General features: G+C 41.2%; 18 protein-coding genes and 2 pseudogenes. All 20 read right to left on the reverse strand.

Annotation, left to right across the window (positions count from 1 at the left end; all coding sequences use genetic code 11):
- Positions 1–35 precede the first annotated feature (35 nt).
- A complete protein-coding gene (ylqF, locus tag ACVIJU_RS12025; protein ID WP_130156304.1) occupies positions 36–890 on the reverse strand; it encodes a ribosome biogenesis GTPase YlqF in 855 nt (284 codons plus the stop codon).
- 9 nt (positions 891–899) lie between these two features.
- A complete protein-coding gene (gene lepB / locus ACVIJU_RS12030; RefSeq protein WP_063388423.1) occupies positions 900–1,451 on the reverse strand; it encodes a signal peptidase I in 552 nt (183 codons plus the stop codon).
- A 211-nt stretch (positions 1,452–1,662) separates the two neighbouring features.
- Entirely contained in the window at positions 1,663–2,004 is a 342-nt protein-coding gene (rplS, locus tag ACVIJU_RS12035) for a 50S ribosomal protein L19 (RefSeq protein WP_063388424.1), read from the reverse strand.
- Between the two features lie 129 nt (positions 2,005–2,133).
- The gene (gene trmD, locus ACVIJU_RS12040) at positions 2,134–2,868 is read right to left on the reverse strand and encodes a tRNA (guanosine(37)-N1)-methyltransferase TrmD (RefSeq protein WP_063388425.1); all 735 of its coding nucleotides are present in this window, start codon (positions 2,866–2,868) and stop codon (positions 2,134–2,136) included.
- Positions 2,865–3,386: a ribosome maturation factor RimM gene (gene rimM, locus ACVIJU_RS12045; RefSeq protein ID WP_066246531.1), complete on the reverse strand. Its 522-nt coding sequence runs from the start codon at positions 3,384–3,386 to the stop codon at positions 2,865–2,867. Before rimM ends, trmD begins: the two co-directional genes overlap by 4 nt.
- 10 nt (positions 3,387–3,396) lie before the next feature.
- Complete coding sequence (locus ACVIJU_RS12050) at positions 3,397–3,777, reverse strand: YlqD family protein (protein WP_063388427.1); 381 nt, start codon at positions 3,775–3,777, stop codon at positions 3,397–3,399.
- 184 nt (positions 3,778–3,961) lie between these two features.
- A complete protein-coding gene (locus ACVIJU_RS12055) occupies positions 3,962–4,192 on the reverse strand; it encodes a KH domain-containing protein (RefSeq protein WP_063388429.1) in 231 nt (76 codons plus the stop codon).
- Between the two features lie 12 nt (positions 4,193–4,204).
- Complete coding sequence (rpsP, locus tag ACVIJU_RS12060) at positions 4,205–4,477, reverse strand: 30S ribosomal protein S16 (protein WP_094246061.1); 273 nt, start codon at positions 4,475–4,477, stop codon at positions 4,205–4,207.
- Positions 4,478–4,573: 96 nt separating this feature from the next.
- A complete protein-coding gene (gene ffh / locus ACVIJU_RS12065; protein ID WP_066246533.1) occupies positions 4,574–5,914 on the reverse strand; it encodes a signal recognition particle protein in 1,341 nt (446 codons plus the stop codon).
- Between the two features lie 11 nt (positions 5,915–5,925).
- Entirely contained in the window at positions 5,926–6,258 is a 333-nt protein-coding gene (locus ACVIJU_RS12070; protein ID WP_063388432.1) for a putative DNA-binding protein, read from the reverse strand.
- 94 nt (positions 6,259–6,352) lie between these two features.
- Positions 6,353–7,336, reverse strand: a complete 984-nt coding sequence (gene ftsY, locus ACVIJU_RS12075) for a signal recognition particle-docking protein FtsY (RefSeq protein ID WP_063388433.1) — start codon at positions 7,334–7,336, stop codon at positions 6,353–6,355.
- Between the two features lie 15 nt (positions 7,337–7,351).
- Positions 7,352–10,919, reverse strand: a pseudogene (smc, locus tag ACVIJU_RS12080) (chromosome segregation protein SMC).
- Positions 10,920–11,005: 86 nt separating this feature from the next.
- Positions 11,006–11,746: a ribonuclease III gene (rnc, locus tag ACVIJU_RS12085; RefSeq protein ID WP_094246063.1), complete on the reverse strand. Its 741-nt coding sequence runs from the start codon at positions 11,744–11,746 to the stop codon at positions 11,006–11,008.
- 113 nt (positions 11,747–11,859) lie between these two features.
- Positions 11,860–12,093: an acyl carrier protein gene (locus ACVIJU_RS12090; protein WP_063388436.1), complete on the reverse strand. Its 234-nt coding sequence runs from the start codon at positions 12,091–12,093 to the stop codon at positions 11,860–11,862.
- 63 nt (positions 12,094–12,156) lie between these two features.
- Entirely contained in the window at positions 12,157–12,900 is a 744-nt protein-coding gene (gene fabG, locus ACVIJU_RS12095) for a 3-oxoacyl-[acyl-carrier-protein] reductase (protein WP_063388437.1), read from the reverse strand.
- 2 nt (positions 12,901–12,902) lie between these two features.
- Entirely contained in the window at positions 12,903–13,844 is a 942-nt protein-coding gene (gene fabD, locus ACVIJU_RS12100; RefSeq protein ID WP_117016783.1) for an ACP S-malonyltransferase, read from the reverse strand.
- A gap of 2 nt (positions 13,845–13,846) precedes the next feature.
- A complete protein-coding gene (gene plsX, locus ACVIJU_RS12105; RefSeq protein ID WP_456687645.1) occupies positions 13,847–14,848 on the reverse strand; it encodes a phosphate acyltransferase PlsX in 1,002 nt (333 codons plus the stop codon).
- Complete coding sequence (gene fapR, locus ACVIJU_RS12110; RefSeq protein WP_063388440.1) at positions 14,832–15,434, reverse strand: transcription factor FapR; 603 nt, start codon at positions 15,432–15,434, stop codon at positions 14,832–14,834. Before fapR ends, plsX begins: the two co-directional genes overlap by 17 nt.
- A gap of 93 nt (positions 15,435–15,527) precedes the next feature.
- A complete protein-coding gene (gene recG, locus ACVIJU_RS12115) occupies positions 15,528–17,573 on the reverse strand; it encodes an ATP-dependent DNA helicase RecG (protein ID WP_063388441.1) in 2,046 nt (681 codons plus the stop codon).
- Positions 17,574–17,700: 127 nt separating this feature from the next.
- A pseudogene (locus ACVIJU_RS12120) lies at positions 17,701–19,369 on the reverse strand (DAK2 domain-containing protein).
- Positions 19,370–19,385 lie beyond the last annotated feature (16 nt).

Below are 19,385 nucleotides of genomic sequence, written 5' to 3' on the forward strand. Positions count from 1 at the left end.
TAAAAATAAAATATAGACACGCGGAATGCGTGCCTTTATTCATTTGGCCGGTCAAAACTTATTTTCCCCAGCTTCAATGTCCGAACATCCCTTATGAACACTTCCGCCGTCTTGTCATAGTCAATCAGGCCGCCAGCTGATAAACAGCCTCTTTTTTTTCCAATATGATCAAATAAGTCGACGATTTCATTTTCATTTGGTAGATTGTCGATTTGATAGCGATCCATTAAACGATCTGGATAATGCTTGATCAAGTATCGCATCGCATAAGCTGCTACATCCTGCAAATTTAAAATCTCATCCTTAATGGCGCCTGTCGCAGCCAGCTTCAGCCCGACTTCTTCATCTTCAAATTTCGGCCAAAGGATGCCTGGGGTATCGAGCAGCTCCAATTCTTTTCCTGTCTTGATCCAGCTTTGCTGTTTCGTTATGCCTGGACGATCGCCGGTTTTGGCAATGTTTCTTCCTGCAAGGCGATTGATCAGCGTTGATTTGCCGACATTCGGAATTCCAACAATTAATGCGCGGATCGCCCTTGGTTTTACCCCTTTTGCTTTCATTTTTTCACGTTCTTTTTCGAGCAGTTCTTTTGAAAGCTGCACGATTTGTTTTAGTCCTGATCCTGTTTGCGAGTCGATGGCTATTGATGCAATGCCCTGTTCTTTGTAGTACTGAATCCATTCTTTCGTAATGCTTTCGTCTGCCATATCCTTTTTATTTAAAATTAAAATTCTTTTTTTATTGGCAATAATGTCATCAATCATCGGATTTCTCGATGACTGAGGGATTCGGGCATCGACAAGCTCATAGACAATATCTATCAGTTTCAATTTTTCAACAACTTGCCGTCTCGCTTTTGCCATATGCCCTGGAAACCATTGAATCGTCATCTACTTCACCTACTTTACAACTCCAAATTCAGAAAGCGGCCAATAAACAAAATTAGTTTTCCCCATAACTGATTCAATCGGAATGGTCCCTATATGCCGCGAGTCTTTGCTGTATCTTCTATTATCACCCATAACAAACAATTCGCCTTCAGGCACAGTTGATCTTCCAATAATGTCTTCAAGTTTAAATGGTTCTGTTAAAGGGCCATCCACGCCGTTTTGTTTATATTTTTCCAAGTATGGCTCTTCATACTTCTTGCCGTTAATGTAGAGGGTGTCATCTTTATATTCTATATGATCGCCAGGCAAACCGATGACACGCTTAATGTAGTCTTTCTCTTCCGTTGCATGAAAGACGACAATGTCAAAGCGTTTTATTTCACCAAGCTTCGTTCCGATTTTATTCACGATCATTCGATCCTGGTCTTGTAATGTCGGCATCATGGAAACTCCATCAACGACAATCGGAGCAAAGAAAAACGTCCGAATGACGACCGCCAACAAGACGGCGACACCTAGAGCTTTCATCCACTCAAAAAATTCATTTTTTTTACGTGACATTTCTTTCACACCTTTATGTTTTTAAAATGGTTTTTTATTTATTTTAATACAATTATTGGCTTAACAAAAGAACATGTCCACCTATTTTTAAACAGATTATGCTTTCGCTAAATAATTTTTTCCAAAAATATTATATGAATTCATAAGTGAATGACTGCTCACATGACAAAAGGGCCTGTATTGAATACAAGCCCTTTTTATGTTCGAATGTTTATCTTTCTTTAATGCGAGCTGCTTTACCATGTAGATTGCGCAAATAGTAAAGTTTTGCACGACGCACTTTGCCTCGGCGAACAACTTCGATTTTCGCAATTCTTGGAGTGTGCAGCGGGAATGTACGTTCAACACCTACGCCGTAAGAAACTTTACGAACAGTAAATGTTTCGCTAATACCGCCGCCGCGGCGTTTAATTACAACTCCTTCAAAAACCTGAATCCGTTCACGGGAGCCTTCAACAACCTTCACGTGAACACGGACGGTATCCCCAGGTCTAAATTCAGGCAAATCTGTGCGAAGTTGTTCTTTCGTAATTTCTTCAATTAATTTTTGCATCGCAATCATCTCCTTCCAACAGATGCTCATACAAGATGCTTGCAGCGGAACATCGTTTTAAAAAGACAAGACCGGCTGTCTATGTCACAAAACGTATCTTATCATAGGAAACAAACCATTTGCAAGCATTCATTTCGCCTTTTTTATTTCTTCCAGCCATTTTTTTTGCTTTTCCGTTAAAGAATAGCCGTCCAATAAGTCAGGTCTGCGCTCCCACGTTCTTCGGAGCGATTCTTTTTCCCGCCATTCGGCTATTTTTTCGTGATGGCCTGACAATAACACATCAGGCACCTTCATCCCCCTGAATTCAGCAGGGCGGGTGTAATGCGGATGTTCAAGTAGTCCCGTTGAAAAAGAATCATTTTGGTGCGATTCTTCATTTCCGAGAACACCTGGTAGAAGACGCACAACACAGTCAATGATGACCATCGCGGCAAGCTCGCCGCCTGTCAGGACAAAGTCTCCAATTGAAATTTCGTCTGTCGCAAGAAAACGGATTCTTTCGTCGTAGCCTTCATAATGGCCGCAAATAAATATTAGATGATCTGCTTGAGCCAGCTGCTCTGCTTTTTTTTGGGTAAAGCGTTCTCCTTGCGGACAAACAAGTATGACTTTCGAATGCTGTGCGTTTCTCTTTTCTTTTACAGCCTCAACAGAATGAAAGATCGGCTCCGGCTTTAATACCATGCCGGCACCGCCACCGTACGGATAATCATCGACCGACTGATGCTTGTCTGTTGAATAATCTCGAAAATTAATAACGTTAATCGAAACAGCATCCTTCTCCTGAGCTTTTTTTAAAATCGATTGGTTAAAAACTCCAGCGAACATATCAGGAAATAAAGTCAGTACATCGATAATCATTTGTCCAATAACCCTTCCATAGGAAAAATGATGACTCGCTTCTCTTTCACATCAATATGTTTCACAACATCCTCGATATATGGAATCAACAAATCTTTTTTGCCTTTTCGTTTGACAACCCACACATCGTTGGCACCGGGCGTTAAAATTTCATTTATGATCCCCAGCTCATCGCCGTCTTCGGTATACACGGAGCATCCGATGATTTCATGAAAATAATATTCTCCTTCATCCAGGCTGCCAAGCTGGCTTTCTGGAACCTTTATGTCTGAGCCTTTAAACGGCTCAACCTCATTGATCGAATCATACCCTTCAAAAGACAATAAATCAAAATTTTTATGAATTCGATGAGATTTGACAATAACTTCAACAGGCTCTTTGTCTTTTTGAAAAATGTATAAACGGTTTCCGCGTTTATATCGCTCATCAGGAAAATCAGTTACGGAAACGACGCGCACTTCGCCGCGAATTCCGTGCGTATTGACAATTTTTCCGACTTGAAACCATTTTTCGGCCATATGATCACCTCTAGCGAATCTCTTTTACTACTCCATCTTCGATCACAATCGTTTTTTCATTCAGCAATTGATCCCAGTTGTCGCCTTCTTTTACTTCGATTACTGCGTTCACTTCCCGTTCTTTTAATTCGCTGCCTAGAGGGAGCATATCGATTTGCTGAAGCTTAAATTCCATCAACTTCATTTTTTCCTTTCTTTTGTTGATTTCCTGATGGTACTGGGAAATGATGGACTGGTTTTTTGTTGTTTTTTCAGCTTTTTTCAGCTGAAAATATAATTGATCGCATTCCCGTTTCATTTCTTCTTTTTTTGCCTGCCATTTATGAATCAGTTTTTCCTTGCTGTTTTCCGTCAATATTTGCTTTACTGTGATCGGATAAATGATTTTCATTCCTCTCTCCTCCAGTCATAAAATTGCTCCGAGGAGTATATTCATGGAAGATCCCTCCCGGCTTTTCCCTTCTGGCCAGAAGAGGGAGGTCTGGAATCGTCGCAATTTCAAATGTGATTTTTTGATCCTGCGAAATCAGCTTTTCTTCTTTTGTAAAAAAGGCGAGGAGCAATCCCCTCACCTTTTAATCATTAATTTTAAGCGTTACTCTCATTGATTTGCCGCTAGCCGCTGCATAAACGACCGTCCTGATCGCTTTTGCAATACGGCCTTGTTTTCCAATCACTTTGCCAATATCGTCTTGGTGAACAGAAAGAGTATATACAATTTCACCTTTTTTCTCCTCTCTGTTCACCTTGACTTCATCCGGATGATCAACAATAGCTTTGGCAATTGTTGTTATTAACTGTTCCATAATAATCACACATTATTTACTATATTTCACATTGTGGAATTTTTCCATAATCCCTTGTTTCGAAAACAGGTTACGAACAGTGTCAGACGGTTTTGCACCGTTTTGAAGCCACTTAAGAGCCAATTCTTCGTCAATTTTCACTTCAGCAGGATCCTTTACTGGATTGTACGTACCGATCGTTTCAATGAAACGTCCATCTCTAGGAGAACGGGAATCAGCTACAACAATGCGATAAAATGGAGATTTTTTTGCACCCATGCGTTTTAAACGAATTTTAACTGCCATATTTTTTTACACCTCCGAAATATTTTCAACAAAATAGAATATTATCAATGATCAAAAAGTTTGTAAAGTGTTTTTTCTTAACAGAATAAATTTTTATTACATAAAAGGAAATTTAAATCCTTTTCGCTTGCCTTTTGTCATTGAAGTCATTTGCTTCATCATTTTTTTCATTTCTTCAAACTGCTTTAAAAGCCTGTTTACTTCCTGGACAGAAGTACCGCTCCCTTTAGCAATCCGTTTTCTTCTGCTTGCATTAATAATTTCCGGCTTCTCTTTTTCTTCTTTTGTCATGGAGCGGATGATCGCTTCAACGTGGCTTAGCTGCTTTTCATCAACTTGAATGTTTTTCAAGCCTTTCATTTTCCCTGCACCAGGCAGCATGGAAATCAACTCATCAAGAGGACCCATGTTTCTTACTTGTTCAAGCTGCTCTAAAAAATCATCGAAAGTAAAAGACATCGTCCTCATTTTTTCTTCCAGCTGCTTCGCTTTCTCCTGATCGACGTTCTCTTGAGCCTTTTCGATCAGGGTCAAGACATCTCCCATTCCTAATATACGCGATGCCATTCGTTCGGGATGAAACGGTTCGAGCGCATCCAGCTTTTCGCCCATCCCGGCAAATTTAATCGGAGCACCTGTTGCCGCACGAATGGAAAGCGCAGCACCGCCACGTGTATCCCCATCAAGCTTTGTCAAAATAACACCGGTAATGCCAAGCTCATCATGAAAGCTTTTTGCCACATTGACGGCATCTTGTCCAGTCATGGCATCGACAACGAGAAAAATCTCATCAGGATTTGCAGCTTCCTTCACCTGCTTTAATTCATCCATCAGATTTTCATCGATATGCAAGCGTCCGGCTGTATCAATGAGAACATAATCATGATGCTCATTTTTGGCATATTCCAGCGCCTGTTTGGCTATTTCAACAGGGCTTACCTTGTCGCCGAGTGAAAATACAGGCATGCCAAGCTGCTTTCCTAATGTTTCTAATTGTTTAATGGCTGCAGGACGATAAATATCAGCTGCAACAAGAAGCGGGTTTCGGTTATGTTTTTTTCGCAAGTAGTTGGCAAGCTTTCCAGTCGTAGTCGTTTTCCCTGCACCTTGAAGGCCCGCCATCAAAATCACCGTCGGCGGCCGTTTGCTTACGGCAATTTTGCTCTGCTCGCCGCCCATCAGCTCGGTCAGCTCTTCTTTCACTACTTTGATAACTTGCTGGCCTGGTGTCAAGCTTTTCATGACTTCCTGGCCAACAGCCCTTTCGCTGACTTTCTTAATAAAGTCTTTGACGACTTTATAGTTGACGTCCGCTTCCAAAAGAGCAAGACGAACTTCCCTCATCATTTCTTTGACATCCGCTTCAGAAACCTTTCCTTTGCCGCGGATTTTAGCCATCGTGTTTTGCAGTCGGTTGGCTAATCCCTCAAAAGCCATGGCGGCTCCTCCTAATCCAGTTTTTCCAAAAGATGAAGTAGTCGGTCAAATTCTTCCTTCATTTCTGATTGGAAAGGCAGACCTTTCAGCTTTTCAATTATTTTTTTACGCTCTTGAAATTTCTTGAACAGCTGAAGCTTCTGCTCGTATTCCTCCAGCATCATTTCCGTCCGTTTTATGTTGTCGTACACTGCCTGGCGGCTGACGTTGTATTCTTCAGCAATTTCACCTAGGGAGTAATCATCCAAGTAGTACAGAGACATGTAGCTTTTTTGCTTTGGCGTCAACAACGACTGATAAAAATCAAATAAATAATTCATCCTCGTTGTTTTTTCAAGCAACATCAACACCCCCTGTTGTTAAGTGAATTGCCTTTACATGTTTTTAGTGTATCGATTCTAACTGTAGATGTCAAGTTTTTTTCTTAACACAATTACGTTACGCTTCATCTACTAAATCGGCAAACAGCCCATAAACATATTTCTCTGCATCAAATTTCTCAAGATCGTCCATTTTTTCGCCAAGCCCCACCAGTTTTACAGGAATGTTCAGCTCATTTCGAATGGCTAGAACAATTCCTCCCTTCGCAGTGCCATCCAATTTTGTCAAGGCAATTCCAGTGACATTTGTCGCCTCCGAAAACTGTCTTGCCTGGCTCATTGCATTTTGTCCGGTTGTCGCATCAAGGACAAGCAGCACTTCATGCGGAGCACCTGGAATTTCCCGTTCGATAACCCGCTTTACTTTCTCAAGCTCTTTCATTAAATTCATCTTATTTTGAAGCCGTCCAGCAGTATCACATAATAAGACGTCTACTTTGCGAGAGCGAGCGGCCTGAATGGCGTCATACACGACGGCAGCAGGATCAGAGCCTGCCGATTGTTTAATCACATCTACGCCAACCCGATCCCCCCAAACTTCCAGCTGTTCGATGGCGCCTGCTCGGAACGTGTCGCCGGCAGCAAGAAGGACAGATTTTCCTTCTTCTTTTAATCGATGTGCAAGCTTTCCGATCGTCGTCGTTTTTCCAACACCATTGACGCCAACAAACAATACGATGTTTAACCGGCCGTCTTCAATGTTTAAATCGGTAGGAGCGCCGTCTTCTCCTTGATAAATTTCAACAAGCTTTTCGGAAATGGCAGCGCGCACTTCCTTCGGTTCTTGAATGTTTCGCCTTTTCACTTCCATTTTCAATTCATCGATCAAGTCCATGACCGTTTGAACGCCGACATCGGCAGTAATCAAAATTTCCTCTAATTCCTCGAAAAATTCTTCATCAACCTTTCGATAGCGCGAAACAAGTTCATTTAAGCTTTCTGTAAAAGAGCTTCTCGTTTTTTCAAGCCCTTCTTTAAATTTTGCCGTTACTGAATCCTTCTGCTTTGAAATTTTTTCTTTTAATTTCTTAAAAAAACTCATTTATTTTTCTTCCTTTCACGACGATTTCACATATCTAACTGTATCTTCCAAGCGGACGGATACAACTTTTGACACTCCCGATTCTTGCATTGTCACACCATATAAAGCATCCGCTTCTTCCATCGTCCCTTTCCGGTGGGTGATGACAATAAATTGAGTATTCTCACTGAAACGCTTCAAAAATTTAGAAAATCTTTGAACGTTTGCTTCATCCAATGCCGCCTCTACTTCATCGAGAACACAAAACGGAACAGGACGTACCTTTAATATGGAAAAATAAAAGGGCAATTGCAGTCAAAGCGCGTTCGCCTCCGGACAGCAGGCTTAAATATTGCAGTTTTTTCCCTGGAGGCTGAGCAATAATGTCCACTCCGGTGTTTAACAGATCGTCGGGATTTGTCAAAATTAAATCCGCTTTTCCGCCTCCGAACAGTTCTTTAAAAACGATATCGAATTGAGAACGTATTTTGGCAAACATTTGGGAAAACTGCTTTTTCATTTCTTCATCCATTTCGGCGATGACTTTAAAAAGAGTTTCTTTTGCATTCAATAAATCGTCCCTCTGTTCTGTTAAAAACTCATGCCGTTCACGCACCCGCTCGTACTCATCAATTGCCCCTAAGTTTACGGTTCCAAGCTCTTCTAATGCCAGTTTAATCAGCTTTACTTTTTTCTTCGCCTCTTCTTTCTCCATCTGTAAAGGAAAGCGGGCCTTTGCTGCTTCAAAAGTTAGCTTATACTCATTTTGCAAATAATTCAAGAGCTGATCAAGCTCCACATCCAGCCTGTTTAATTTTACTTCTTCATCTTTTAGAACATCCGTCAGTTGTTTATGAGCGCGCTTCAGTTCTTTCCATTCTTTTTCTTCTCGTTCCAGCTCTTCTTGCATGCTCATTCGCTGGCGTCTGCGGGATGCGATCAATTCAATTGTTTTATTTTTGTCCTCAAGCTTCTCCTTTTTTATTTCTTCCAATTGGATTTCACCGGAGTGATCGCGGTCGATTTCATCCAATAATAGTTGTAAATCTTTTTCCGCCTCTTTCTTTTTTTGATTCGCCAGATGATATTCTTTTTCAAGGCGTGCTAATTGTTCCTTGCTATTTTTAAAGGATTCCTCTTTTCCTGCAAGAATAATTTTGAGCTCTGTTATTTCCTGCATCCATTCTTCCTTTGATTTTTGCTGTTTCTCCTTCTTCTCGGCCAGCTGACGAATCTCTGAATCTAGCTGTTGTATTTGTCCTTCCATTTGTTCGATGGTGGACAGCAATTTTGTTTTTCTTTCATCTAACTTCTCCTGTTCTTCTACATAGGCGATTTTTTCAGCATCGTAAAGCTTCAAATGATCATTAATATTTCGCTCTTTTAATTCAATTTCCCTCAAGCTGCCCTTCAAAGCTTGCTCTTCCATTCGCAAAGAAGATCCTTCTTCCCGCAGATCATCAAGCTCTTTCTCTTTTTTGGCAATCGATTGCTTCAGATTTTTTACTTCTTTTTCGAGCGAAGCTGTCTTTTCTTCCATTTCCGCAATTTTGTCGCGAATCGACTCAAGCTCTCGGTTTTTTGTAAGGAAAGAAGGTGATTTCTGCTTCACCGCTCCTCCTGTCATCGATCCGCCTGGATTGACTACATCGCCTTCAAGCGTAACAATTCGGTGCGAGTACTGAATTTGTTTGGCAATCGCATTTGCCCCTTCCAACGTTTTTGCGATAATAACGTTTCCTAACAGATTTTCTATGATCGGCTTATATACTGATTCATATTCCACGAGTTGAGACGCTATCCCGATAAAATCAGGATGGCTTTCTGCAATCGAAAGTTGATATTTCGGGATTGAGCGGCCTTTGATGACAGATAAAGGAAGGAACGTCGCTCTGCCGAATGCATTTTTCTTCAAAAACGCAATCGCCTGTCTTGCCGATTCTTCATCGTCAACGACTATATGCTGGCTTGCCGCGCCAAGAGCAATTTCAATGGCTGTTTCATATTCATGTTTCGTTGTCAACAGCTCGATAGCAGCACCATGTATGCCTTTTAGCTTGTTTTTTGCTTTTAAAACTTCGCGGACACCCTGGAAGAAACCGGTATAATCCTCCTGCATCGCCTCTAGCATTTCTTTTTTTGATTTTGCTTTTTGTAAATATTGATATGCTTGATAAAGCAGCGATTCCTTCTTTTCATATTGTTGTTTTAGGCTTTCCAACGTTTTTAAGCCTGTATGATAAGAGGAAAGCTGATTTTGCAATGTTTTTCCGATTTTAGAAAGCTGTGCTTCTATTTTCCCTTTCTCTTTTTTCAGCTCTTTTCTTTCGGAAATATATTTTTCGTTTGCCTCGTCTAAGCGGTCTGCTTTGACTTTTCGCAAGCTTAGCTGCTCCTCAATATAATTGATTTCATTTCGAGCGCTTGCCAGTTCATTTAATTTTTCAAAATAGTCACTTTTTAGCTGCTCAAGCTTTTCCTCGATGTTTCCATCCAGGCTTAGCAGCTCGTTTTCTTTTTTTTGCAGGAAGGATTTTAGTTCTTTTACTTCTTTTTCGCATGTTTCATAGACGCTTTTTTGCTCTTCTTTTTCTTTTAATAATTGATTTATTTGTTCAGTCAGCTCAGCGATTTGCTCTTTTAACTGCTGTTCGTTTTGCGCCGCATGTTTTTTTCTTTCTTTTAAAACTTCTTTTTTCCCTTCAAGCTTCTCCAGTTCTTCGCTTGCCAAAAGAAGAACTTGCTGCAAATCATTGATTGATTCATCCAATGCACTGATTTGATCCCGCATTTCTTCCAGATTCGCTTCTTTTTTTTGTATTTGCGATGTCAGCTCTAGTTCGCGATCGCGATTTTCTTCGACCGAACGCTTCAATGCTTCCCATCTATCATGAAGCTCTTCAATTTCATGCGCGAGAAGAGCGACCTCATGCTGCTTCAGTTCTTCCTTTTTATCCAAATAATCCTTTGCAATAGATGCCTGCATTTTAAGGGGCTCAATTTGCGCATTCAGTTCATATAAAATGTCTTGAACTCTATTTAAATTTTCTTCAGTTTCAGCAAGTTTTATTTCAGCTTTCTTTTTTCGGGTTTTATATTTTAGCACACCAGCCGCTTCTTCAAAAATTGTCCGCCGATCTTCCGGTTTCGCGCTTAAAATTTCTTCAACCTTTCCTTGGCTGATAATTGAAAACGCTTCTTTTCCGAGCCCGGAATCCATGAACAGGTCGATAATATCTTTCAAGCGGCAAGATTGCTTGTTTATAAAAAATTCACTTTCTCCAGTGCGGTAAACTCTTCTTGTCACACTTACCTCATGATAATCGATCGGCAAAAACTGATCGCCGTTATCAAGAGTTAAAGTGACTTCCGCCATATTTAAACGTTTGCGAGTATCGCTTCCAGCAAAAATAATATCCTCCATTTTGGATCCTCTTAATGATTTTGCTGATTGCTCCCCAAGAACCCATCGAATAGCTTCTGTTATATTCGATTTTCCGCTCCCATTTGGGCCGACAACAGCGGTAACGCCGCCAGCAAAATCAACGCTGATCCGATCTGCAAAAGATTTAAATCCTACGATATCTAAACGTTTGAGGAACATGGTGATCCCCTTTCATTCCAAATAAGTCTTTCCTATTTTACCATAACAAAAAATGATCGGAGCAATATCAATAAAAAATCCCCCGTTTATTTTTGGGGGAATTCGCCTAATTTTTGCAATCCTTGTTCAGCTGCATGCTGTTCTGCTTCTTTTTTGGAACGGCCCACTCCTGAACCGATCACCTCTCCGTTTAAAGATACGGTTGCAACAAATTCTTTATTATGAGCGGGGCCTTTTTCTTCCAAAATTTTATAATCCAAAACACCTTTTCCGTCACGTTGAATAAGCTCTTGCAATCTGCTTTTAAAATCCATCACATGAGAAAAAGCACCTTCGTCGATTTTCGGGAAAACGACCTTATTTAAAAAAGAAGTGACTGACTCAAGACCTTGATCCAAATACAAAGCGCCGATAAATGCCTCAAAGACATCAGCTAAAAGAGCTGGACGACCGCGCCCCCCAGTCATTTCCTCTCCTTTTCCGAGCAAAACGAGTTCGCCAAAAGAAAGCTCGTTGGCAAAAGTAACAAGCGATGGCTCGCAAACAATGGCAGCTCTCAGCTTTGTTAAATTGCCTTCAGACATTGTCGGATATTTTTTATACAAGTACTCCGAAACCGTCAGCTCCAATACTGCATCACCTAAATATTCCAGCCGTTCATTGTCTTCATACGGTTTTTTGCGATGCTCATTCACATAGGATGAATGTGTAAAAGCCTGAAATAAGAGCTTTTCATTCGTGAACGTAATGCCGATTTTTGCTTGGAAATCACGAAACTTTTCTATTTTTTTTAAAAAATTTTTTTTTAAATTTGTTTTGTTAGGCATACGTTACCTCCATTTTCTAAACAAATGAAACAACCTCTACTTTATGTTAACAAAAAAAGGGATGAAAAGGGAGAAAGCCCCGCAAAGATACGGGACTTTTTAAAAACATGCAATTATAGTTTGCTCTGTATGTAATTAACTGCATCCCCTACAGTCACAATTTGTTCCGCTTCTTCGTCGGAAATTTCCATGCCGAACTCATCTTCTAATTCCATAACAAGTTCAACAACGTCTAGGGAATCAGCGCCGAGATCGTCTTTAAAAGAGGATTCAAGCTTTACTTCAGATTCATCAACTCCGAGACGGTCGACGATGATCTTCGTAACACGCTCCAATACATCTGCCATAACTTTCACCTCCCTCCAGTATTATAGAAGATTTGTCTTCATATTACTACAACGAATTCAAAATTAATACATGACCATTCCGCCGTCGAGACAAAGTGTTTGCCCTGTCATATAGGAGCTTTTATCAGAAGCAATGAATGTTACCATATTGGCAATATCATTCGGCTCGCCGAAACGTCCGAGCGGAATTTGTTTGAGCATTTCATTTCTTATTTGTTCAGGGAGCTGATCCGTCATATCGGTTGAAATAAAACCTGGCGCTACAGCATTTACTGTAATATTTCGGCCCGCCAGCTCCTTCGCAGTCGTCTTCGTCAGTCCGATAATCCCGGCTTTAGCCGCTACATAGTTTGCCTGTCCAGCATTACCAGCTATACCGACGATCGATGCGATGTTGATGATCCTGCCGGAACGCTGCTTCATCATTTGTCTTGTGACCGCTTTTGTACAATTAAAAACGCCTTTTAAATTTATGTTGATCACGTCGTCCCATTCTGATTCTTTCATTCGCATAAGCAAATTATCTTTCGTGATTCCGGCATTATTTACAAGAATGTCGAGACGGCCGAATCGTTCGATTACTTCATTGACCATGCTGTTTACTTCATCAGCATTTGCAACATTAGCGCGAATGGCAAAAGCTTTCCGTCCTAAGGATTCAATTTCTTTTACCACTTCATTGGCTTTTTCCTCATTACCAGAATAATTTACAGCAACATCCGCGCCATTTTTGGCAAGATCAATAGCAATCGCTCGGCCGATTCCGCGGCTTCCTCCCGTTACAAGAGCCGTTTTCCCTGAAAGCATAATCATACCTCCTTTATGTCATGAACAACTGCTTCTAATGATGACAAATCAAAAATATTGAATGTTTTAACGCTGCGATCCACCTTTTTGACAAGACCTGTCAGAACTTTTCCAGCACCGATTTCAATAAACGTTGTCACCCCTGCTTGAATCATCGACCGTACACTTTCTTCCCATCGAACAGGAGAATAAAGCTGCTCAATCAAAAGGCTCTTGATTTCATCTTTATTTTGAACAGGAGCAGCAGTCACGTTTGCGATGACAGGAACGGATGCATCTTGAATGGTCACTTCATCAAGCACTTTGGACAGCTCGCTGGCAGCCGGCTTCATCAATTCAGAATGAAATGGACCGCTTACTTCCAGCGGGATTACCCGCTTGGCGCCCTTTTCTTTAGCAAGCTCCCCAGCTCTTTGTACTCCTTCTTTTGTTCCAGAAATAACGATTTGCCCGGGACAATTTAAATTTGCCAGTTGTACTAGTGTGCCTTCATTCGAGATTTGTTTTGTTATGTTTTCAAGTTCTTCCTGCACCATACCTAAAACGGCAGCCATGGATCCTTCTCCTGCAGGAACCGCTTTTTCCATCAGTTCACCGCGCTTTCTTACAACATAGACTGCATCTTCAACTGTCATGACGTTTGCCGCCACTAATGCTGTATATTCACCCAGGCTGTGTCCGGCAACATAATCAAAAACAACTTCATACTGTTTCAATGCTTCAAAAATCGCAGCGCTTGTCGTCAGCAGTGCAGGCTGTGCATTGTATGTTAACGTCAATTCTTCTTGCGGACCGTTGAAAATAATAGAAGTTAAATCAAAGTCTAAACGTTCATTTGCTTTTTGAAAAATTTCCTTGGAAATGGGAACTTGATCAAAAAAATCTTTTCCCATACCGACTTGCTGAGAGCCTTGTCCCGGAAACAGAAGAGCAGTTTTCCCCATTGTCAATCCCCTTTCAATTGCATGTTGTGAATCGTTTCTTCTATCGTTGAAGATACGGAGTTCGCCACTATTTCCCGAGCCTGGCGAATAGCATGAAAAATAGCCAGCTCATCGGATGAACCGTGGGCTTTGATCACCGGTGCTTTCAGCCCGAATAAGCAAGCCCCGCCATGCTCTGAATAATCCATTTTTTTCTTTAGTCCTTTTAATTTCGGCTTCAAAACAGCTGCAGCAATTTTCGCTGTAAAAGAGCTTGTCAACGCCTCTTTCATCATGGCAAATACCGAAAGTGCTGTGCCTTCAATGGCTTTCAAAGCAATGTTTCCTGAAAAACCGTCCGTTACTACAACATCAGCCGCTCCTGACAGCAGGTCACGCGCTTCTACATTGCCGACAAAGTTGATCGGCGATTGAGACAGAAGTTGAAAAGCCTGTTTAGCTAATTCGTTCCCCTTTTTTTCCTCCGTTCCAATGTTGAGCAAGCCAACTCTCGGAGATTTGATCCCTCTCACCTTTTCTGCATAAACGGAGCCCATGATTGCATACTGCTGCAGATGTTCCATTTTCGCATCTGCATTAGCGCCGACATCGAGCATCACAAAGCCTTTTCCATCAAGGGTCGGCAGCGTTGGTGCCAGCGCCGGCCGGTCGATGCCGTTTATACGGCCGATAATAAACAGACCGGCAGTCATAAGCGCGCCTGTATTCCCAGCTGAAATGCAGGCATCCGCCTTTTTGTCGCGAACTCTTTCAGCCATAATGACCATCGACGCATTTTTTTTTCTGCGCACAGCCCGAACAGGTTCGTCGTCATTTTCAATTTTTTCTTCTGTATGAAAAATAGAAACGTTTGTATGTCTACCTTCTAACAATGGAGTGATCAGCGACTCATTTCCGATTAATTCAATTTCCAAATCAGAAAATTCATCAAGCGCTCTTAATGCTCCTTTTACAACCGCTTGAGGCGCGTTGTCTCCCCCCATTGCATCAATGGCTATCTTCATGTTTTGCCCCTTCCTTTTTAGATTGATTCGCAGATCTGAACATTTCAAATTCACCTGAAAAAACGAGTTCGTTGCCGACATAGCTGTTTACTTCAACAAACGTTCGGCCTTTATCTCGGTCAATGCGAGTGACTTTTGCTTTTGCGACAACGCGCTCATTTTCTTTTACTTGCCGTGTGAAACGGATTGTCGCTTTAGCCGTTAATGCCAATTCATCATCAATGCAAGCAACGGCAAGAGAGTTCGCTTGTGCAAATAGATGATGGCCACGTGCAATTTGATTTCGGCTAAAAACATGCTCTTTTTTAACATCAAAAATCGAAATAGCTGATTTATCGAGCTCAAGATCAATAATTTCACCGATCACTTCATCAATCGGAAGGGATTTGACTTCATCTTCAAGTTTTCGTTCAGCGACATGCTTGATTCGTTCTCTTAATTCCGGGATCGACAGTTCTAGTCTGTCCAAACGGATGGTTTGGACGCTGACGCCAAATTTTTCAGCTAATTCTTCATCTGTAATAAAAGGCGTTTCTTGAATTGTTTCCAACAATAAACGCTGTCTTTCCTTTTTACTGCGTCTCATTTTTTACACCGTCCGACTAGTATTAAGACTAGGTACTAATAACAAGTATATAATCAAAGAAATAAGTTTGCAACAATGAATTCTTTTTTTTGGCTAATCCAGCTTCTCTCCGCTCAACACTCCGGAAGCCTCTAAATCATCGCGGAGCGGCGCAAATTGTTCATCCTTCCAAAAAGCATCAGACTGAATCAGTTGGGCAGCGTCAGATCTCGCAGTTTCAAGCGCTCTGTAATCATGGATCATGTCGGCGATTTTAAACTCTGGTATGCCGCTTTGTTTTTTGCCGAAAAAATCTCCTGGACCTCTAAGCTCCAAATCTTTTTCAGCTAAACGGAAGCCGTCATCTGTTTCCGTCATAATTCTCATTCTTTCTTTTCCTATTTCTGATTTCGGATCTGAAAGCAGTATGCAATAGGATTGCAAGTTTCCCCGGCCAACTCTTCCTCTCAGCTGATGGAGCTGGGCAAGACCAAACCGCTCCGCATCGTAAACTAACATGACCGTGGCATTCGGTACGTTTACGCCCACTTCCACTACTGTCGTGGAGACAAGAACTTGCACTTTATTTTCGCTAAAATCCATCATCACCTGATTTTTCTCTTCTTGTGACATGCGCCCATGCAAAAGGCCGATTTGAATTCTGCCCTGATAAAATTGAGTTAATTGACTGTGCACTGTCACAGCATTTTCAACATCCAAATTTTCCGATTCTTCAATTAACGGACAAATCACATACGCTTGATGGCCCTTTTTCACTTCTTTTTCAATAAATATTAGAATTCGGGTTAACATTTCCGGCCGAACCCAATATGTTTTTACCTTCTTTCTTCCGGAAGGCATTTCATCAATGATGGAAACATCCATTTCGCCAAATGCAGTTATAGCAAGAGTTCTTGGAATAGGAGTTGCCGTCATAAATAACACATCTGGGAATTCTCCTTTTTCCCGCAATATTCTTCGCTGATTGACGCCGAACCGATGCTGTTCATCCGTAATCACAAGCCCTAAACGGCAAAAATTCACTTCCTCCTGAATAAGGGAATGCGTCCCTATGATCATGTTAATGTCCCCGGATTTCAACTGAAGAAGCAGTTCTTTTCGTTTTTTCCCTTTGATTGAGCTTGTTAATAAAGCGATGCGGACAGACGTATGCGAAAAAAGATTTGACAATGATTTCGCATGCTGCTCAGCTAAAATTTCCGTTGGAACCATCAATGCCGCTTGATAGCCGCTTAACACAGCGGCATACATCACAATGGCAGCAACTGCGGTTTTCCCTGATCCAACATCTCCTTGAAGAAGGCGGTTCATCCTGTAGGGTGAAGACATATCGGATAAAATTTCCGAAACGACACGCTTTTGTGCGTTTGTTAATGAAAAAGGAAGCGTGTCGATAAAGGATTGCAATTCTTTTCGATCAAAATGATGAGAAATTCCTCTTGAGGAAGACCTGCGAAAATGTTTAATCGCCTGCATTTTCAATTGAAATAATAAAAATTCTTCATAAACAAATCTTCTTCTTGCTTGTTTCAGTTCATCAGCATTTTTGGGAAGGTGCATGGCTCTTACCGCTTCTTCTTTCATCGGCAATTTATATCGCTTCCTGAGCATTTCCGGCAAATTTTCTGGAATAAAACTGGAATACGACTGGATGGCGGTCCTGATAATCCGTTTTAGCTCTGAAACAGTCAGCTTTCCGCGGACTGAATAAACGGGTTCTACTTCTTGATTTTGCTTATGAGGCCCAAAATGAATCTGTTGAACATTGACAGTTTGCCGATTGCGGTCCCAAATGCCAGAGACGGTAACAACCTGATTGATGGCAAGCTTCTGTTTGTAATATGGTCTATTAAAACATACTGCAGTGACAACATAACGGCCGACAAGCATGCGAAAGGAAAGACGTGACCGCTTCTTTCCGTAATAGGTCAGCAATGGCTCGCTGTAAACCTTTCCTTCGACTGTCACTCTTTCTTTATGCTTCACTTCAGCAAGATCCTTTAAACGGTTGTCTTCATAGCGATTAGGAAAATAATAAAGCAAATCAGAAACAGTATGTATTCCCATATCATGCAGCAAACGTTCTGTTTGTTCTCCTACCCCTTTAACCGCTGTGACCGGTTGTAGCAATTGGTTCATGTTCTGTTTGCAGCTTTGAACTTAGCCGCGGGAAACCTCCTTTAAAACCGTTTGAAATATCGATATTTAGTTTACCAAAAATACTTAAACCGTGAAATAAAAAGAGGAAGGCCGAAGCCCTCCTGCTCTACTCAACTGAAAAAATATAAGAATATAATGGCTGATTTCCATTATGAACCTCAATTTCGATATGTTTATAATGATTTTCAACATGTTGGACTAATTGGTCTACTTCGTTTTCGGATGCATCTTCTCCTTGGAGAATCGTCAATATTTCATCCTCTTCATCGATCATTTGATCCAACAACTTTTTGGCAGCTTCAAGCTTGCTTTTATCTTTTGCGACGATGGTTTTCTCGTAAATCCCCATGAAGTCTCCTTTTTCTATCGCAAGTCCTTCAATACTTGTATCCCTTACAGCATATGTGACTTGTCCTGTTTTCACATTCCTGCTTGCTTCCTCCATCGCCTTTACGTTTTCCTCTAAACCGAGTTCAGGATTGAAAGCCAGCAGGGCGGATAATCCTTGAGGAACGCTTTTCGTTTCAATGACTCTTATATTTTTATCAGTTATTTGTGCTGCTTGATTGGCTGCCATAATGATATTGGAATTGTTCGGCAAAATAATAATATTCTCTGCGTTCAACTGTTCGACAGCCTTTACAAAATCTTCAGTACTTGGATTCATCGTCTGGCCGCCTTCAATAATTTTTGTTGCACCAATTGATGTAAAAAGATCGGAAATTCCCGAGCCCATGGCAACCGCGATAATTCCGTACTTTTCATTTTTGGGTGCCGCCGGTTCAGTAGATAATACATTTTCCGTTTGATTATTGACAATTGTACTATGCTGCTCGCGCATGTTTTCAATTTTCATATTCAATAAGCTGCCGTAGCGCTGCCCGTATGTCAATACCTCGCCAGGTTGTTCAGAATGGATATGTACTTTGACAAGTTCATCATCGGCAATTACTAAAAGCGAATCTCCGAACCGGGATAAATCTTCGCGAAATTTCTTTTCAGAAAACGGCTCTTTTTTCTTTTTCAAACCGAACCATAAATTCTGTACAATATCCATATTTAATATCTTCTGTATTAATATGACTTTGTGCATTTTTATGATGCTCTGCACTTACCAGTTTGTCCATCGAAGGAAGCTTAGGGGATTCGGAAATTTTCTCTCCCTTTAATTCTGCCAAAAATCCCTCGTAAATAAATACAAGTCCTTGTCCACCGCTGTCCACAACGCCCACTTCTTTTAGGACAGGCAGAAGCTCAGGCGTTCTCTTTAATGACTCCTTTGCTTCTTTTACCACTTCTTCCATAACAATTGTCAGATCATCGGTTGATTTAGCTGTTTTAACAGCTTTTTTCGCAGCATCTTTTGCAACCGTTAAAATGGTCCCTTCAACAGGCTTCATAACAGCTTTATAGGCAGTATCAACACCTGCTTGAAAAGCTTTAGCAAATTCATCCGCATTGATCGATTCTTTTCCTTCAACCGCTTTTGCAAACCCACGAAAAAGCTGGGATAAAATAACCCCAGAATTTCCACGCGCGCCCATTAACAGACCTTTTGCAAATGCTCCAGCTACAGAACCGATATTTGATGAAACATGTTTTTGTACTTCTTTCGCTCCAGCTGTGATGGATAAATTCATGTTTGTTCCCGTATCCCCATCCGGAACAGGAAAAACGTTTAACGCATCCACCACTTTCGCATTATTAGATAGATGATTCGCTCCTTGAATCACCATTTCCGCAAAGCGCTTCCCATCAAGCAAAGTATTGGCCACAAATGTTTCCTCCTTC

The sequence above is a fragment of the Aeribacillus sp. SP014 genome (genome assembly GCF_054055575.1).

Bases quoted from the DNA above. Each gene is read 5' to 3' on its own strand.
- ACVIJU_RS12055 (WP_063388429.1), bottom strand. From the start codon at position 4,192: ATGGAACAGTTAATAACAACAATTGCCAAAGCTATTGTTGATCATCCG.
- ffh (WP_066246533.1), bottom strand. From the start codon at position 5,914: ATGGCTTTTGAGGGATTAGCCAACCGACTGCAAAACACGATGGCTAAA.
- rplS (WP_063388424.1), bottom strand. From the start codon at position 2,004: ATGCAAAAATTAATTGAAGAAATTACGAAAGAACAACTTCGCACAGAT.
- ftsY (WP_063388433.1), bottom strand. From the start codon at position 7,336: ATGAGTTTTTTTAAGAAATTAAAAGAAAAAATTTCAAAGCAGAAGGAT.
- trmD (WP_063388425.1), bottom strand. From the start codon at position 2,868: ATGATTATCGATGTACTGACTTTATTTCCTGATATGTTCGCTGGAGTT.
- lepB (WP_063388423.1), bottom strand. From the start codon at position 1,451: ATGTCACGTAAAAAAAATGAATTTTTTGAGTGGATGAAAGCTCTAGGT.
- ACVIJU_RS12050 (WP_063388427.1), bottom strand. From the start codon at position 3,777: ATGAAAATCATTTATCCGATCACAGTAAAGCAAATATTGACGGAAAAC.
- rpsP (WP_094246061.1), bottom strand. From the start codon at position 4,477: ATGGCAGTTAAAATTCGTTTAAAACGCATGGGTGCAAAAAAATCTCCA.
- rnc (WP_094246063.1), bottom strand. From the start codon at position 11,746: ATGCCTAACAAAACAAATTTAAAAAAAAATTTTTTAAAAAAAATAGAA.
- recG (WP_063388441.1), bottom strand. From the start codon at position 17,573: ATGAACCAATTGCTACAACCGGTCACAGCGGTTAAAGGGGTAGGAGAA.
- fabG (WP_063388437.1), bottom strand. From the start codon at position 12,900: ATGCTTTCAGGGAAAACGGCTCTTGTAACGGGAGGAAGCCGCGGAATC.
- fapR (WP_063388440.1), bottom strand. From the start codon at position 15,434: ATGAGACGCAGTAAAAAGGAAAGACAGCGTTTATTGTTGGAAACAATT.
- ACVIJU_RS12090 (WP_063388436.1), bottom strand. From the start codon at position 12,093: ATGGCAGATGTATTGGAGCGTGTTACGAAGATCATCGTCGACCGTCTC.
- rimM (WP_066246531.1), bottom strand. From the start codon at position 3,386: ATGGCCGAAAAATGGTTTCAAGTCGGAAAAATTGTCAATACGCACGGA.
- ACVIJU_RS12070 (WP_063388432.1), bottom strand. From the start codon at position 6,258: ATGTTGCTTGAAAAAACAACGAGGATGAATTATTTATTTGATTTTTAT.
- fabD (WP_117016783.1), bottom strand. From the start codon at position 13,844: ATGGGGAAAACTGCTCTTCTGTTTCCGGGACAAGGCTCTCAGCAAGTC.
- plsX (WP_456687645.1), bottom strand. From the start codon at position 14,848: ATGAAGATAGCCATTGATGCAATGGGGGGAGACAACGCGCCTCAAGCG.
- ylqF (WP_130156304.1), bottom strand. From the start codon at position 890: ATGACGATTCAATGGTTTCCAGGGCATATGGCAAAAGCGAGACGGCAA.